This window comes from Paludibacterium flexuosum (assembly GCF_037076605.1).
In the GTDB taxonomy this organism is placed as follows: Bacteria; Pseudomonadota; Gammaproteobacteria; order Burkholderiales; family Chromobacteriaceae; genus Paludibacterium.
Map to the genome: position 1 here is coordinate 3,439,125 of NZ_AP029060.1, position 16,562 is coordinate 3,455,686.

Annotated in this window: 14 protein-coding genes; 7 read left to right on the forward strand and 7 right to left on the reverse strand. The window is 61.2% G+C overall.

Annotated elements, in window-relative coordinates; genetic code table 11:
- On the reverse strand, positions 1-615 hold the full coding sequence (ccoO, locus tag AACH39_RS16330; protein ID WP_215777486.1) for a cytochrome-c oxidase, cbb3-type subunit II: 615 nt from the start codon (positions 613-615) through the stop codon (positions 1-3).
- Positions 616-635: 20 nt separating this feature from the next.
- The gene (gene ccoN, locus AACH39_RS16335) at positions 636-2,060 is read right to left on the reverse strand and encodes a cytochrome-c oxidase, cbb3-type subunit I (protein WP_215777484.1); all 1,425 of its coding nucleotides are present in this window, start codon (positions 2,058-2,060) and stop codon (positions 636-638) included.
- A gap of 403 nt (positions 2,061-2,463) precedes the next feature.
- Here ccoN and AACH39_RS16340 point away from each other — a divergent pair, with 403 nt between their 5' ends.
- The 5 genes from AACH39_RS16340 (at position 2,464) to aroC (ending at position 10,142) form a co-directional block, all read left to right on the forward strand.
- On the forward strand, positions 2,464-4,254 hold the full coding sequence (locus tag AACH39_RS16340; protein ID WP_215777482.1) for a PDZ domain-containing protein: 1,791 nt from the start codon (positions 2,464-2,466) through the stop codon (positions 4,252-4,254).
- Between the two features lie 72 nt (positions 4,255-4,326).
- Complete coding sequence (gene pepN / locus AACH39_RS16345; RefSeq protein WP_215777480.1) at positions 4,327-6,954, forward strand: aminopeptidase N; 2,628 nt, start codon at positions 4,327-4,329, stop codon at positions 6,952-6,954.
- 91 nt (positions 6,955-7,045) lie between these two features.
- Positions 7,046-7,939: a DMT family transporter gene (locus AACH39_RS16350; RefSeq protein WP_252346077.1), complete on the forward strand. Its 894-nt coding sequence runs from the start codon at positions 7,046-7,048 to the stop codon at positions 7,937-7,939.
- Between the two features lie 112 nt (positions 7,940-8,051).
- Positions 8,052-8,978, forward strand: coding sequence for an alpha/beta fold hydrolase (locus AACH39_RS16355; RefSeq protein ID WP_338620589.1), 927 nt, complete (start codon positions 8,052-8,054; stop codon positions 8,976-8,978).
- 75 nt (positions 8,979-9,053) lie between these two features.
- Complete coding sequence (aroC, locus tag AACH39_RS16360; RefSeq protein WP_215777475.1) at positions 9,054-10,142, forward strand: chorismate synthase; 1,089 nt, start codon at positions 9,054-9,056, stop codon at positions 10,140-10,142.
- 54 nt (positions 10,143-10,196) lie between these two features.
- On the opposite strand, the gene galE is transcribed toward aroC, so the two are convergent.
- A complete protein-coding gene (gene galE, locus AACH39_RS16365) occupies positions 10,197-11,210 on the reverse strand; it encodes a UDP-glucose 4-epimerase GalE (protein ID WP_338620590.1) in 1,014 nt (337 codons plus the stop codon).
- A gap of 192 nt (positions 11,211-11,402) precedes the next feature.
- Here galE and AACH39_RS16370 point away from each other — a divergent pair, with 192 nt between their 5' ends.
- Positions 11,403-11,660, forward strand: a complete 258-nt coding sequence (locus AACH39_RS16370; RefSeq protein WP_338620591.1) for a hypothetical protein — start codon at positions 11,403-11,405, stop codon at positions 11,658-11,660.
- Between the two features lie 98 nt (positions 11,661-11,758).
- Positions 11,759-12,010 (forward strand): hypothetical protein, encoded by a 252-nt coding sequence (locus tag AACH39_RS16375; RefSeq protein WP_215777469.1) that lies wholly within the window; start codon positions 11,759-11,761, stop codon positions 12,008-12,010.
- A 175-nt stretch (positions 12,011-12,185) separates the two neighbouring features.
- Here the strand turns inward: AACH39_RS16375 and AACH39_RS16380 are convergent, their stop codons facing one another.
- From AACH39_RS16380 to AACH39_RS16395, 4 genes are read right to left on the reverse strand one after another with little or no spacing between them, the layout of a single operon-like run.
- A complete protein-coding gene (locus AACH39_RS16380) occupies positions 12,186-12,503 on the reverse strand; it encodes a DUF4387 domain-containing protein (protein ID WP_215777467.1) in 318 nt (105 codons plus the stop codon).
- A complete protein-coding gene (locus AACH39_RS16385) occupies positions 12,500-13,870 on the reverse strand; it encodes an acyclic terpene utilization AtuA family protein (protein WP_215777466.1) in 1,371 nt (456 codons plus the stop codon). Before AACH39_RS16385 ends, AACH39_RS16380 begins: the two co-directional genes overlap by 4 nt.
- The gene (locus AACH39_RS16390; protein WP_215777465.1) at positions 13,867-15,117 is read right to left on the reverse strand and encodes a methylaspartate ammonia-lyase; all 1,251 of its coding nucleotides are present in this window, start codon (positions 15,115-15,117) and stop codon (positions 13,867-13,869) included. The genes AACH39_RS16385 and AACH39_RS16390 overlap by 4 nt, the downstream gene beginning before the upstream one ends.
- Positions 15,114-16,562, reverse strand: coding sequence for a methylaspartate mutase subunit E (locus tag AACH39_RS16395; protein ID WP_215777463.1), 1,449 nt, complete (start codon positions 16,560-16,562; stop codon positions 15,114-15,116). Before AACH39_RS16395 ends, AACH39_RS16390 begins: the two co-directional genes overlap by 4 nt.

Consider the following 16,562-nt stretch of genomic DNA (forward strand, 5'->3'; position numbering starts at 1 on the left):
TTAACGCACGTTCTTCAGTGCAAGGCCGAGGCTTTGCAGGTAGGCGATCAGCGCATCCATTTCGGACTTGCCCTCGACTTCCGACTTGGCATTGGCGATGTCCTGATCGGTGTACGGAACACCGACCATGCGCAGGGCACGCATCTTGGCCTGAACGTCATCCGAATCCGCCAGATTCTTGGCCAGCCACGGGAATGCCGGCATGTTCGATTCCGGCACGACATCACGCGGATTCATCAGGTGGACACGATGCCATTCGTCGGAGTAGCGGCCACCAACGCGGGCCAGATCCGGGCCGTTACGCTTGGAGCCCCACTGGAACGGATGGTCGTACACCGATTCGCCGGCGACGGAGTAGTGACCGTAACGCTCGGTTTCGGCGCGGAACGGACGGATCATCTGCGAGTGGCAGACATAACAGCCTTCGCGGATATAGATGTCACGACCGGTCAGCTCCAGCGCGCTGTACGGCTTGAGACCGGCGATCGGCTGGGTCGTGGATTTCTGGAAGGCCAGCGGAACAATTTCCACCAGGCCGGCAATACTGATCACGATCAGGGTGAACACGATCAGGAAGCCGACATGTTCTTCGACAAGTTTCTGGATCTTATCCATTTTTTATTCTGCCTTTCCGCTCAGTGGCCTTGGCCAGCCAGCGCCGGGATCTTGGCGTCGACAGCCTTGCCTGCATTGATGGTGCGGAACACGTTGTAACCCATGATCAGCATGCCTGCGAGATAGAACAGGCCGCCGAGCGTCCGGACGATCAGGTACGGGTGAACTGCCTTGACCACTTCCACGAAGGCGTAGGTCAGGGTGCCGTCCGGGTTGATTGCACGCCACATCAGACCTTCGGTCACACCGGCAATCCACATCGAGGCGATGTAGAGCACCACGCCGACGGTGGCAATCCAGAAGTGCACTTCGATCAGCTTGATGCTGAACATTTCTTCACGGTTCCACAGACGCGGGATCAGGTAGTAGATGGCACCGATCGTGATGAAGCCCACCCAGCCCAGCGCACCGGAGTGCACGTGGCCGATACCCCAGTCGGAGTAGTGCGACAGGGCGTTCACGGTCTTGATCGACATCATCGGACCTTCGAAGGTCGACATGCCGTAGAACGACAGCGAAACGATGAGGAACTTCAGGATCGGGTCGGTACGCAGTTTGTGCCAGGCGCCGGACAGGGTCATGATGCCGTTGATCATGCCGCCCCAGCTCGGTGCCAGCAGCACCAGCGAGAACACCATGCCCAGCGACTGGGTCCAGTCAGGCAGCGCCGTGTAGTGCAGATGGTGCGGACCCGCCCACATATAGGTGAAGATCAGCGCCCAGAAGTGCACCACCGACAGACGGTAGGAGTAGATCGGGCGACCGGCCTGTTTCGGGACGAAGTAGTACATCATGCCGAGGAAGGCGGCGGTCAGGAAGAAGCCCACGGCATTGTGGCCATACCACCATTGCACCATGGCATCGACGGCGCCGGAGTAGGCCGAGTAGGACTTCAGGAACGTCACCGGGATGAAGGCGCTGTTGACGATGTGCAGCAGGGCTACCGCCAGGATGAAGGCGCCGTAGAACCAGTTGGCGACGTAGATGTGCTTGACCTTGCGGATGGCCAGCGTGCCGAAGAACACGATGGCGTACACCACCCAGATCACGGCGATCATGATCTTGATCGGCCATTCCAGTTCGGCGTATTCCTTGCCGAAGGTAATGCCGAGCGGGAAGGAGATGGCCGCACAGACAATCACGAATTGCCATCCCCAGAAGGTGAAGGCTGCCAGTTTGTCGGAGATCAGCCGGACGTTGCAGGTGCGCTGAACCACATAATACGAGGTAGCGAACAGGCCACTGCCGCCGAAGGCAAAGATCACCGCGTTGGTATGCAAGGGGCGCAGACGACCGAAGTGGAACCAGGGCCCGAAATTGAGCTCCGGCCACACCATCTGGGCCGCGATAATGACGCCCACCAGCATGCCGACTATGCCCCATACAACGGTCATGATGGCAAACTGGCGCACCACCTTATAATTATAAGTGGATTGCGTTTCCATTTATGGTTTTCTCCAAGGTTGCGAACTCAGAACGTGAAAAACACTGCAACGCCGCAGAAGACATCTGACCGGGATTACCCGCGATCCGATGTCCGGCAGATTCCTCGTTGAGACATATCCCTTGGTTCGCCAAGCAGCGAACCGAATTTATCCCGTAATGCCTATGCCGTTATTCTATTAACATTCGCCAAACACCAGCGAATTTCAGTGGTCATGAAAATCGCAAGGTTCATTGACCCCGGCGGCTTGCAGGCTTGCTTTGTTATTAAACTAATACCAACAACATTTGCAGTATAATGTCATGGTGTCGACATTAGTTGACCTGCATCAATTTCTTTTGGCGCCCAGCACAATGCCATTAGCAATGTTAGAATGCCGTTTTTGCATTGCAGGATGGTTTCTCATGTCGGTGCCCGTTCTCTATCGCATTCGTCTCCTGTCGCCCGAAGCACATCTGTTCGAAGTCTCCCTCACCGTCAGTCAGCCCGCCAAAAAAGGTCAGCTGTTCCATTTGCCAGCCTGGATTCCCGGCAGTTACATGATTCGCGAGTTTGCGCGCCATATCGTGACACTGCGTGCCGAGAGCGAAGGGCAGGCGGTGGCGCTGCACCAGCTGGACAAGCACAGCTGGCAAGCCGATCCGGTCAGCGGACCGCTGACCCTGCACTATCAGGTGTATGCCTACGATCTGTCGGTGCGCGGCGCTTATCTCGATCAGCAACGCGGCTTTTTCAATGGCACCAGCGTGTTCCTGTCGGTCGAGGGCTATGAGCAAAGTCGCTGTGAAGTCGACATCGAGGCCCCGCGCGGCAAGGGCTACCAGGACTGGCGGGTCGCCACCAGTCTCACGCCCCGTGCCGACAAGCAAAAGCGCGGCGGATTTGGCCGTTACCGGGCCGAGAACTACGATGAGCTGATCGATCACCCGGTCGAGATCGGTACCTTCCAGACCGTGTCGTTCAAGGCCTGTGGCGTGCCGCATGAATTTGTCATCGCCGGCCACTTTACCGCCGACTTGAAGCGCCTGGCGCGTGATGTCAAGAAAATTTGCGAATGGCATATCCGTCTGTTTGGCGAGCCGGCCCCCTTCGAGCGCTATGTCTTCATGCTGCTGGCCGGCAAAGAGATCTATGGGGGGCTGGAGCACCGTAGCTCTACCGCGCTGATGGCCGAACGCGATGATCTGCCGCAACCCGGGGTCAAGGCGGTCAGTGATGGCTATCTGCGCCTGCTGGGTCTGATCAGCCATGAATATTTCCACTCGTGGAACGTCAAGCGACTCAAGCCGGCCGTATTCCAGCCCTATGACCTGACACGGGAAAATCACACCCGCCTGCTGTGGGCCTTCGAGGGCATCACCTCTTACTATGACGACCTGGCACTGCTGCGCAGCGGTCTGATCGATCGCGAACGCTATCTCGGCCTGCTGGCTGAAACCATCACCGGCGTCCTGCGCGGCAATGGTCGTACCAAGCAGACACTGGAAGCGTCCAGCTTTGATGCCTGGACCAAGTATTACCGCCAGGACGAGAACAGCCCCAACAGTATCGTCAGCTATTACACCAAGGGTGCCCTGGTGGCGCTGGCACTGGATTTGTTGATTCGCGACAAGACCGGTGGGGCCAAGTCTCTGGACAATGTCATGCGCCACATGTGGGAAAAATGGCTACGGGATGGCGCCGGCATTGCCGAGGATGAGTGGGAAAAACTGGCTGCCGAGGCCACCGGCCTCGACCTGACGGACTTCTTCGAACATGCCCTGCGTTCGACGCGGGATCTGCCCCTGGCCGAGTTGCTGGCGACCCAGGGCGTGACGCTCAGCCTGGATCTGGCTGCCTCGCCCTCAGACCGGGGGGGCTTTGGTGCTGCTAAGCCGGCACCGGAAACACCGCGGGCGACGCTGGGCATCAAGGCCACGGCCGACGCCCTGGGCGTGCGTCTGCAGCAGGTTTGGGATGGCGGGGCCGCCCAGGCGGCCGGTCTGTCCGGCGGCGATGTCATCGTGGCCGTTGACGGTCTGCGTGTCACCGATGCCGACAAGATGCAGGCCCGTCTGGTGCCGGGTCAGCGTGTCAGCGTGCATGCCTTCCGTCGCGACGAACTGCTGACGCTGAGCGTGACCCCGCTGGCTCAGCAGCCCGATGTCTGCCGTTTGTCCCTGATGAAAAAAACCGGCCCCTGGCCGGCTCAGTGAAATCCGCAGCATAGCGGATGGTTGGCAGCGCATCTGCCCTGCCGTATCGACCTCGTAAAAGTGAGTTTGAAAATGACACTCCAGCCTCAAGTCAAGTATCGCCATGATTACCGCCCGACCGCTTTTCTGGTAGACCGGGTTGATCTGAAGTTTGATATCGAAGACGAGTTGACGCGGGTTTCCTCGCGCCTGGTGATCAATCGCAATCCGGCGGCCGAGACGGCCGCTGATCTGGTGCTCGATGGTTCGGCACGACTGACCGGTGTGGTGCTGGATGGCCAGGCCCTGGGCGAAGACCGCTATCAGCTGGTCGATGACCAGCTGACCGTCCGCAATGTGCCGGACAGCTTCATCCTTGAAGTCGAAACCGAAATCGAGCCGGCCAGGAATACCAGCCTGATGGGGCTGTATGCCTCGAATGGCAATCTGTTTACCCAGTGCGAGCCGGAAGGCTTCCGCAAGATCACCTACTATCTGGATCGTCCCGATGTGATGGCCAAGTTCACCACCACCATCGTGGCTGACAAGGTCAAGTTCCCGGCCATGCTGTCCAACGGCAACAAGGTCGGCGAAGGGATGGTCGACAAGAAGCGCCGCTGGGTGAAGTGGGTTGATCCGTATCGCAAGCCGTCCTACCTGTTTGCCATGGTGGCTGGCAAGCTGACCGCGCTGAAAGACAAGTTCATCACCATGAGCGGTCGGGAAGTGGCGCTGGAAATCTGGACCGAACCGGCGGATCAGGACAAGGTGCTGTTCGCCATGGAGGCGGTCAAGCACGCCATGAAGTGGGACGAAGAGCGCTTTGGCCTGGAGTACGACCTCGACATCTATATGATCGTGGCCGTGGGCGACTTCAATATGGGCGCCATGGAGAACAAGGGCCTGAACATTTTCAATACCAAGTACGTGCTGGCGCGCCAGGAAACCGCCACCGACTTCGACTTTGAAGGTGTCGAGCGCGTCATTGGCCACGAGTACTTCCACAACTGGACCGGTAACCGTGTCACCTGCCGCGACTGGTTCCAGCTGTCGCTCAAGGAGGGCCTGACGGTCTTCCGTGATCAGGAGTTCGGTGCCGACATGACCAGTCGCGCTGTCAAGCGCATCGAGGAAGTCAAGGGGCTGCGTGCCATGCAGTTCCCGGAAGATGCCGGTCCGACCGCCCATCCGATCCGTCCCGACAGCTATATCGAAATGAACAACTTCTACACCATGACGGTGTATGAGAAGGGTGCCGAAGTGGTGCGCATGTACCAGACCCTGCTGGGCCGTGACGGCTTCCGCAAGGGCCTGGACCTGTACTTCAAGCGCCATGACGGCCATGCCGTGACCTGCGATGACTTCCGCGCCGCCATGGCCGACGCCAACGATGTCGATCTGAGCCAGTTTGCCCTTTGGTACAGTCAGGCCGGCACGCCGGTGCTGACGGTCAAGGGCCAGTATGACGCCGCCGCACGTACCTATCAGCTGGATGTCAGCCAGTCCTGCCCGGCCACCCCGGGTCAGACGGACAAACAGCCGATGCACATTCCGCTGTCGCTCGGCCTGATTGGAACGGATGGCAAGGATCTGCCGCTGCAGCTGCAGGGTGAAAGCACCGCCGGTGCCACCACCCGCGTGCTGGACATCAAGCAGGCCGAACAGCGCTTCGTGTTCATCAATGTGCCGTGCGAACCAGTCCCGTCGCTGCTGCGTGACTTCTCCGCACCGGTGAATCTGCACATCGACCTGACCGATGCCCAGCTGGCCTTCCTGATGGCCAACGATTCCGACGCCTTTGCGCGCTGGGAAGCGGGGCAGACCCTGTCGCAGCGTGTGCTGCGTCAGATGGTGGCCGATCATCAGGCCGGCCGCGCCCTGGTGGTGCCGGAGCACTTTACCGCCGCCTTTGCCGCCGTGCTGAAGGATACCCTGGCCGATCCGGCCTTCAAGGCGCTGATGCTGACCCTGCCGGGCGAGGGTGAAATGCTGGAGTGGTTCGATGGCGCCGACCCGGCTGCCAACCACCACGTGCGCGATTTCGTGCTGCGTCAGTTGGCGCAGGCACTGCGTGCCGAATGGCGCTCGACCTTCGAGCTGAACCAGACCCGTGAGTACCGTCCTGCCGATGCCGGCCGCCGTGCACTGAAGAACCATGCCCTGGCCATGCTGTGCCTGCTGGATGAGGCCTGGCCGCTGGAGGCCGCCAAGAAGCAGTTCCTGGCTGCCGACAACATGACCGACCAGATGGGCGCGCTGCTTGCCCTGCGCGATCGTGACTCGACCGAGCGTACCGACTGCCTGCTGACCTTCTCCGAGCGCTGGATCGATGATCCGCTGGTGATGGACAAGTATTTTGCCCTGCTGGCCAGCAGCCAGATTCCTTGTGCCCTGGAACATGTCAAGGGGGCGCTGGAACATCCGGCCTTCTCGATCAAGAACCCGAACAAGGTCTACTCGCTGCAACGGACCTTCGGCCGCAACATCCAGCATTTCCATGCTGCCGATGGCAGTGGCTATCGCTTCATGGCCGACCAGGTGCTGCAGATTGATGCCCTCAACCCGTCGGTGGCCAGTCGCCTGGTGGCGGCCTTCAACCGCTGGAAGAAGGTCGAGCCGCAGCGTCAGGCCCTGATGAAGGCAGAACTGGAACGCATGGCGGCCGCCAAGCTGTCCAAGGACGTGTTCGAGATCGTGTCGAAGAACCTCGAACAGGCATGATCATGCCGCCCCTGCGGGGGCGGCCATCCGGACGGGCGTGCGCGATCACGCCCGTTTTTTCATTCAATGGCAAAGCTTTTGGGGAGATACCGTGAAAACGCCTTCGCGTGGCGCCAGCCTGATGCTGCTGCTCGGGCTATGGCTGGTGTGGGGATACAGCTGGACGGCCAGCAAGCTGGGCCTGCCCTATATGTCACCTTTGCAACTGGCATTCTGGCGCACCTTGCTTGGTCTGGTGACCCTGGGGTGTGCCCTGTTGCTGACCGGTCGCAGCGTGCGGCCGACCCCCTTCTGGCCGACCTTCTGGCTCGGCATGGGGCAGACTGCCGGCTTCGGCGCCCTGGCCACCATGGCATTGCTGGCCGGCGGTGCCGGCAAGGTTTCGGTACTGGCCTACACCATGCCGTTCTGGACCCTGCTGCTGGCGCGCGTCACGCTGGATGAACGTTTGTCGTCCATGCAGTGGGGCGCTGTCCTGGTGGCTGCCGTAGGTCTGGTGCTGATCATTCAGCCCTGGCATTTGCACGGCAGCCTGCTGCCCGATCTGCTGGCGCTGGCCAGTGGTCTGTCCTGGGCGCTGGCGGCTGTTCAAGCCAAGCTGCTGCGCAAGGCCCACCGGGTCGATACCCTGGCGCTGACCTTCTGGCAGATGCTTTGGGGGCTGATCCCGCTGGGGTTGCTGGCCTGGCTGATCCCGGCTCCGCCCGTGCATGTCAGCTGGACACTGGTCGGCCTGCTGCTCTACCTCGGCGTGCTGGCCTCCGGACTGGGCTGGCTGCTGTGGATGGTCTTGCTGTCACGGCTGACGGCCGGTATGGCCGGACTGAATGTGCTGGCGATCCCCGCCGTGGCGGTACTGCTGGCCTGGCTGCAAATGGGGGAGGTCCCCAATCCGCCCGAAGCCTCGGGCATGCTGATGATTGGCGTGGCCCTGGCGCTGCTGTCCTGGTTGACGGCAGGGCGTGCCACGCCGTCGTCCCGCTGAGGCGGCGGCCTACGGCCAATGACCATGGCTTGACGTCAGCCGCTGGCTACGGTAATCATTCAAGCGTTTGCTTGAATTGCCGCGTCAGACGGCGATCGAACTTGACCATGGGATGGCCGTGAACAATTTGCAGCAAGACCTCTACGTGCCGGTGACGGCAGACGATACCCTGCGCATCAAACGGATCTACCGCGAAGGGGCCGGTGCGCCGGTGCTGATGGTGCATGGTGCCATGGCCAACGGCCGGATCTTCTATTCCAGCTCCGGCAAGGGGCTGGCGCATTACCTGGCGCGAGCCGGTTACGATGTGTTCGTGCTCGACCTGCGCGGTCGCGGGGGCAGCACCCCGCGGATTGATGCCCGGGCGCGCCATGGTCAGACCGAAAGCATCCGTGATGATATCCCGGCGGCACATCGGGCCATTCGTGCCATCAAGGGCCAGGTTCCGGTTCACTGGATGGGGCACTCCTGGGGCGGGGTGCTGATGCACAGTGCGTTGCTGCGTGCCCCGGCGCTGATCGACGATGTCGCCTCCTGTGTTTACTTCGCCTCCAAGCGCAGCGTGCGTGTGCGCAATCTTCAGCGCTATCTCAAGGTGGATCTGTTCTGGAACTATCTGGCGCGTGCCATCGTCTCGGTGGTCGGCTATCTGCCGTCACGCGCCATGGGGCTGGGGCCGGATAACGAGAGTGCCGCCAGCCATGGTCACAGCAATCGCTGGGTTCAGGATGATCGTTGGGTCGATCCGGTGGACGGCTACGATTACGGCGCGGCGGCGGCACGACACACCCTGCCGCCCACCCTGTATTTCGCTGCGGCCGATGATCCCTGTCTGGGGCACCGCGACGATGTGCGACGTTTCCGCGATGAGTCCGGGCCGCACCTGTCCCGTCTGCATCTGCTCGGCCGGGAGACCGGCTACCGCCATGATTATGACCATGCCTCCCTGCTGACCCATCCCGACGCGGTCGAGGAACATTTCCTCCTGGTGCTGCACTGGCTGGCCGGCCGCCACGACCAGGTGGCGGAGAATCTGTAAAGATTGCCGACAGGTGTGTGCCGCTCTGCATGCTAGAATCGGCTGAAAACAGATTTGAATCATGGAGAAACCAGGATGTCGGGAAACACCTTCGGCTTGTTGTTTACAGTCACCTCCTTCGGCGAGAGCCATGGTCCGGCCATCGGCTGCGTCGTCGATGGCTGTCCGCCGGGCATGGCGCTTGGCGAGGAAGATATCCAGCTGGAACTGGACCGGCGCAAGCCGGGCACCAGCCGCCATGTGACCCAGCGCCGCGAAGAAGACAAGGTCGAAATTCTTTCCGGTGTCTATGAGGGCAAAACCACCGGGACCCCGATTGCCCTGCTGATTCGCAACACCGATCAGCGCTCGCGCGATTACGGCAATATTGCCGATACCTTCCGCCCGGGGCATGCCGATTACACCTACTGGCACAAATACGGCGTGCGCGATCCGCGTGGCGGCGGGCGTTCTTCTGCGCGTGAAACCGCGGTGCGCGTCGCCGCCGGCGCCATTGCCAAGAAGTGGTTGCATGAACAATACGGCATCGTGATTCGCGGCCACATGACCCAGATCGGTGACATCGAGATCCCGTTCACCGACTGGTCTGAAGTGGCGCGCAATCCGTTTTTTGCTGCCGATAGCGCCACGGTTCCCGCGCTGGAGGCCTACATGGACAGTATTCGCAAGCGTCTGGATTCGGTGGGCGCACGCTTGCGGGTGGTGGCCGAGAAGGTCCCGGTGGGTTGGGGTGAACCGGTCTACGATCGGCTGGATGCCGAGATTGCCTATGCCATGATGAGCATCAATGCCGTCAAGGGGGTGGAGATCGGTGCCGGGTTTGCCAGCGTTGCCCAGCTGGGCAGCGAGCATGGCGACGAGCTGACGCCGCAGGGCTTTCTCAGCAACCACGCCGGCGGCATCCTCGGTGGCATCTCTACCGGACAGAACATCGACGTTTCCATCGCCATCAAGCCGACTTCCAGCATCGCCACGCCACGGCGTTCGATCGACAGGCAGGGGAACCCGGTGACGCTGGAAACCCACGGCCGCCACGATCCCTGTGTCGGCATTCGTGCGACCCCGATTGCCGAGGCCATGCTGGCGCTGGTGCTGATGGATCATGCGCTGCGTCACCGTGCACAGTGTGGTGATGTGAAGGTCGATACGCCGCGTATTGCCTGAAGCGATGGTTGAAAATGACAGGGCCGGTCAGTCTGACCGGCCCTTTGGTTTGTCTCAGTTATATCCCTGCGGATTCTGCTGCTGCCAGCGCCAGGCATCGCGGCACATATCATCCAGATCGTATTCCGCCCGCCAGCCCATGAGCTGCTGCGCCCGTGTCGGGTCGGCAAAACAGCAGGCAATATCGCCCGGTCGCCGCTCTGCCACCCGGAAGGGGATGCTGCGGCCGCTGGCGCGTTCGAAGGCGCGGATCATCTCCAGCACTGAATAGCCGCGGCCGGTACCCAGGTTCAGGGTATGGACCCCGCTCTGTGCGCGGATCAGATCCAGTGCCTTGACGTGGGCCCGCGCCAGATCCACTACATGAAGATAGTCGCGTACACCGGTGCCATCCGGGGTGGGGTAGTCATTGCCGAATACCTTGAGCTCGGCCAGCTTGCCGACCGCCACCTGGCTGACGAAGGGCAGCAGGTTGTTCGGAATGCCATTGGGGTCTTCGCCGATCAGGCCACTGGGATGGGCGCCGACGGGGTTGAAGTAACGCAGCAGGGCAATGTCCCAGCCGCCTTCGCTGATGGCCAGATCACGCAGGAAGGTTTCGGTCATCAGCTTGGTCTGGCCATAGGGGTTGGTCGGCCCCAGCGGGAAGTCCTCGCCGATGGCCTGTCCCCCGGCATCGCGATACACCGTGGCCGATGAGCTGAAGACGATTCTCCGCACCCCGGCCTGTTGCATGCAGCCCAGCAGATTGAGCGTGCCGGTGAGGTTGTTGTGATAGTAGCGCAACGGCTGGGCCACCGACTCGCCGACCGCCTTGAGGGCGGCAAAGTGAATCACCGCATCGATGGCATGCTGCTCAAACAATTGCTGCAGTGCCGGACGATCCAGCAGATCCAGCTGCCGGAAGGCCACCTGCTGGCCGCTCAGCTGGGCGACACGCTCCAGAACTGCCGGTTTGCTGTTGCTGAAGTTGTCGACAACCAGCACGCGGTGACCGGCTGCCATCAGCTCCAGCAGGGAATGACTGCCAATATAGCCGGCACCGCCGGTGACCAGAATGCTACTCATGGATGAAGTGTCCTGTCGGGATGAGCCTTGGTTGGCATCGGCCTATTTTACCCGTTCTGTGGGGGCTTATGTAGTCGGAGAGCAGAGGATTGGCCGCAGGTTGCATCGACTTGACGTCGTGGATTTTGCAGTTTTATAACGTCTATGCTTAAACAATTTGTTTAAGATTGATCTTTAAAAAAGGAGCTGCAAATGAAAAAACTGTCTTGCCTGTTTATGACGCTGGCGCTCTTCAGCGGCGTCACCCTGGCTCAGGTCCAGGCCAGTGCCGACGAGCTCAACAAACGCAATCTGCAGATCAACCGTCATTGCACCGGTATTGTCCAGGCCCGGCTGAACTATGCCAAGTTGCCCTCGGCCGAGCGCGCGTCGCGAGACCGTGAATTCAGCGAGGTGATCGAGGACTGCTACCGGCGTTACATGGTCGAGCACGGCGCGGCCGCACGCTGATGGCTCACATTCGCCCCGGCCAGGTCCGGGGCTTTTTCTTTTCGGCCACCCGCCGACCCTCGGTGCCGGCAAAGCGTGGCCAGCCTGGGAGTATGATGATGAAACATCTTCAGATGGCTGTGCTGGCCAGTCTGCTTTGGCTGCTGGGTGAGCCCGTGCTGGCAGAGGTTGCCAGTGCCGAGCGTCGCAGCGAATCTGTCCGGCGCTTTTGCCTGCGTTCGGTGCGGGTCCTGCAAGGTTATGCCCATCTCCGCGGGGACGAGCGCGCCGAGCGCGACAGGCAGCATCAGGCGCAGATTGAGCAGTGCCAGTGGCGTTATCTCATCGAGCATGTCCGGCTGAGGGGGTAGGATCAGACTCTTGGATGACAATGCAATCAGTAGGTATGGTCATTGTGCTGCGAGCCTGTCTGCCGGGCATGGAATGGGGCAGGTTTTCCTTGCGGTCATCTTTCTGCCGGGGATGCGGGTGAGACGCGCGGAGGAAACAAAAAAGCGCGGGCCGGAGAGGCCCGCGCTTTTTGGCTCAGAGCTCGAAAGTCAGCCCGAGCAGGGGGGCATGCTGTTGGGCGCCATAGACATCCGAGTCGCCCGGTGCACCGGAAACAATGCGACGCTGCATCACCACCTTGACCGCATGGGCCGGGGCAAACCAGACGATGTTATGGATATCCTCCGGGGCGATGCCGTAGGCGGCTGCGACGCGTTCCTTGGTGAACTGACGGGTCTCGCGCAGCGTTTCGTAGATGGTGTGATCCTTGAACATCACGTCCAGCACCAGCTCGAATGGTCCGGAGTTCTTCGAGCGCACGACGCGCGCGATATCGAGAATGCCGTGTTTCATGCCGAAACTCCTTGCGGGGTGACCTGTTGCATGTGGAAGGGGAACAGCTCTTCCTGCGGCAGATCCATCAGGTGATAAACCGAGAACTCGTACACCACGCCGGCGCGGATATCCGACGGCGAGAACGGCAGCGCCAGGTTGCCGGCGGTGGCGACACGACCCGGATAGCCGTAGTGCAGCAGCGTGGAACGCGTCAGCGAGCAGACGGTATCGGCCGCTTCCTGCGTCGGCGCAACCACTTCCACGACGATCCCCAGTTCATGCGTCTGGGTCTGCTTGACCGGTTCCAGATCGCCCATCACACCGTTCTTGCCATAGATATGGAAGAACACCCTGGCATCGGCGTTGGCACCGAGGTTCTTTTCGACGCGGGCACGCACGGCCTGCAGGATCTCCTCGATCGAGGCGATCATGATCGGGTCTCGCACACCGGCGATGGCGACGGTGCGGTAGCCGATCGGACGCGAGCCTTCCAGCTTGACCTTGTAGGGGGTGTGTTCGTGGCGCGAGCCGGTGACGCGCACCTGACCATTGCCGATGTCTTCGAACTTGCAGCCCTTGAGGTTCAGCACGCCGCCCGGGCCGGGCAGCAGATAGGGGTCGGATTTCTCGTACAGGGTATGGGCGGCAGCCGATTCCGGGGTGAACTTGCGTTCATCGGAGAAGGTTTTCAGCACAAAGCCGGTTTCGTCCAGGATGCCCATGGCGCAGTCGGAGCCCGAGCCCGGGGTGGCCGCGATGGCGGCACACTCGAGGATCTTGCCGCAATGCAGCGCCAGACCTTCATCGTAACCCAGCATGATCGGCAGGGCGGCGAAGCAGGAAGGATCATAGGCACGACCGCCCAGCACCACCTGTGCCCCTGCCTGCAGGGCCTTGATGAACGGTTCCACACCCATCTGGGCCACCAGATTGGTGGTGGCGTCGATGGCTTCGTGGGTCAGCGGCGGCACGAATTCCAGCGACTCGATCTTGCCGGCATCCAGCGCCGCATGGACGGCCTCCTTGGAGACATCGGTCGGGATCACCGCCATCTTGAAGCTCAGCTGCTCTTCGGCGGCGATTTCCAGGATGATCTGGCGGCACCATTCCAGATGCGGTGCCGCGCCGGACCCCCCGGCGGTGCCGATGACCACCGGAATGCCGTTCTTCACCCCTTCGGTGATCATGAAGCGCAGGTCGCGCTTGACACCGGTGCGGTCGGTAAAGGCTTTGCCCGCGCCCAGATAGTAAGGGCCAGGATCGGAGGAACCGCCGTCAACGGCGATCAGGTCGGGTTTTTCGGCGATGGCACGGCGGAAGCTTTCTTCCGGGAAGCCATAACCCAGAATCGCGGTCGGCGACAGGATTTTGAATGCGGGTTTCACTTTGCGCTCCCTTTTGCCTTGAGCTGGGCAATCGTGCGGTGCATTTCGTTGTAAACGATGTTCAGACCTTCATCGAAGCCCATGCCCGGCTTGACCAGCATGCGCATCGGACGGGCGGCCACGGCGAGGTGGACGCAGGTGCGGGCGCTGACGTCGGTCTCGTTGCAGGTGCCGCCCTGGTAGGCTTCCATACCGTTCTGGTTGCAATACAGCACCGAGTCGACGATGTTGTGGATACCGCCCAGGTCCGGGGTCTTGATCTGAACCATGTGGCAGCACTTGGCATCGGTGAAGTCCACGATATCTTCGTAGGTGTTGCACCATTCGTCGGCCACCAGCTTGACCGGCGAGCCCATGCGGGTCAGTTCGGCCGTGATCTTGGCCATGCACTCGATCTGGGCTGCCTTCTCGCCCATGTCGACCGGACCTTCGATGTACAGCGCCAGACCACCGGCGAAGTCTTCCAGACCGGCAATGTATTGCGCCACGCGGATCGGGTCATTGTCGAAGATCAGGCCGATGGTGCCGTAGACGTCGATATGCAGCGCCGGACGATAGCTGTTGTCCGGGGCCAGTTGCTTGACGCGTTCGGCCAGCCACTTGACGTAGGCCTGCAGCTTTTCACCCTTGAAGCCCAGCTTTTCTTCCACATTGTTGATCAGGCCGTGCGGCAGGACATCCACGCCCTTGATGATCATCTTGTCGACGGCGTTGTAGCGGTCGTCGCCACTCTGGCCGAACAGCGGGATCGGTTCGGCGATCACCGGCAGATTGTATTCGGCGCAGATCACTTCAGCCTTCAGGCGGCCGGTCGACAGGGCGGTGGCATCCAGCAGGGCCTGGGTCAGACCGTAGCGGATGGCGGTATGCAGGCGCTTGCCTTCCACTTGCAGGTTGTCGAAGAAGCGCGCGTTTTCCAGGAAAGTGCCGACATCACGGCCTTCCAGCAGCGGCTTGATGTGCTTTTCCAGGAAGGGCACGAACTGTTCGCCCAGGAACAGCGGGTCGCGGCCGCCGGCGCCGGAGTATTGCACGGCGGCGCAGTCACCGACGGCCATGGCGCCGTTTTCCAGTTGCAGCAGGACCGAGACACATTCACCCGCCTGACGTACGGCGCGGAAGCCCGGGGTCACCGGTGCACCGGTGTAGTTGAAGCCGTCATGACCGGCACCATTCTTGATGGCTTGCTGGTCGTCGAAGTAGAAGGAGGAATAGCCTGCTACAAACAATGCGCGAATAATTTTCATTTTGCCGGTCTCCCGATCAGGGTACTCTTGGAAATAGCGTAAATATCGTCAACGACCATCTGGAACGACGGGTCACGGCCTTCGGCACGGGCACGTTCAGCAATCAGGTCGCGGTGCAGGGTCAGTACGTCTTGCGGCAGCGGCACATTGCCGGCTTCAAAGACACGGACCGCACCGTGGTTGTCGCGCACCGGCAGCAGTTTGCCGGCATTGCAGGCGGCAGGGGCGAAGGGCACGTCGATCACGCCGGCTTCGAAGGCACGCACGGTACCGACGGCCAGATCGCCTTCACCCAGTTCGAATACCTTGCTCATGACCGCGCGCACTTCGCGCTTGATCAGATCCACTTCGAAGGCCAGCGCATCACTGTTCGGGAACACCTGATCCTGCACCATGTTCAGAATCTGGCGCGTGGCGTTCAGACCGGCGCGGTTGGCTTCCATGGTCGGAATGCCGCGGGCTTCGTGCGGGGTCTTGACGATGACCTTGGTGGCACCCGACAGGCCGGCAATGGCGCCGCCCCAGGAGATCACCGAGAAAGCCATCGATTCGTTTTCCGGGAAACCGCCCATCCACTGGTGGAACACCGTGGTCAGTTCGAAGTCGTCGAAGCCGGCGGCGCGGAAGTATTCGTCAGCCAGTTCGCGCAGGGCGCGGATGGCGGCGATGTCCTGCACCATGTTGCCGACCTGGCCGTAGCCGACGGTGATCGAGCGCACGCCCTGTTCCAGCGCCAGCAGCCCTTCAATGATGGCCACCGAGTGCGAGATGAACGGCGGCACCAGGGTGCCGGACAGCGGGCCGAACGGTTCGCGGTTGATGCGCACGCCATGTTCTTCATACAGGCCGACCAGACGGTCGCAGTATTGCCAGTCGCGGATCGACTTCTCCAGCGAGACTTTCTTGGCGTAGGGGATGTTGTAGGAGATACCACCACCCTCGTAGGCGCTGAAGCCACCGGCCAGGGTGATTTCCGCCAGCAGGCGGGCATCCGGGGTGCCGTGGCGCACTTGCACCGGTTTGTCGACCGCTTCGACCACACGGCGGCATTCTTCCAGACCATGGTTGACCGCAGGGAAGCCGTTGAGCAGCGAGGTGCCGGCTTCGCGCGACTTGGCGATGCCCTTGGCGGCTTCGTCGTAACGGTTCAGACGGGTATAGGCATCGATGGTGGAGGGCAGCAGATCGCAGGCGGTCTGCAGACCTTGCAGCAGCGCGATGTGCTCATCAACCAGTGCCACGCCGGCACGCGGTTGCGACAGGGTCTTGCCCTCGTCGTCGGCCTTCTTCAGGACCGCCGCGAAGCGCTTGTGCTCCGGCAGCGATTGCTGGTACTTCACGCCATCAGCGAACTTGACGTCCTTGCCGGTCGGCCAGGTCATCAGCACCTGTTCGCGTTCTGCCAGGAAGTCCGACAGCTCGATTTTCTTGTTGATCAGTTCCAT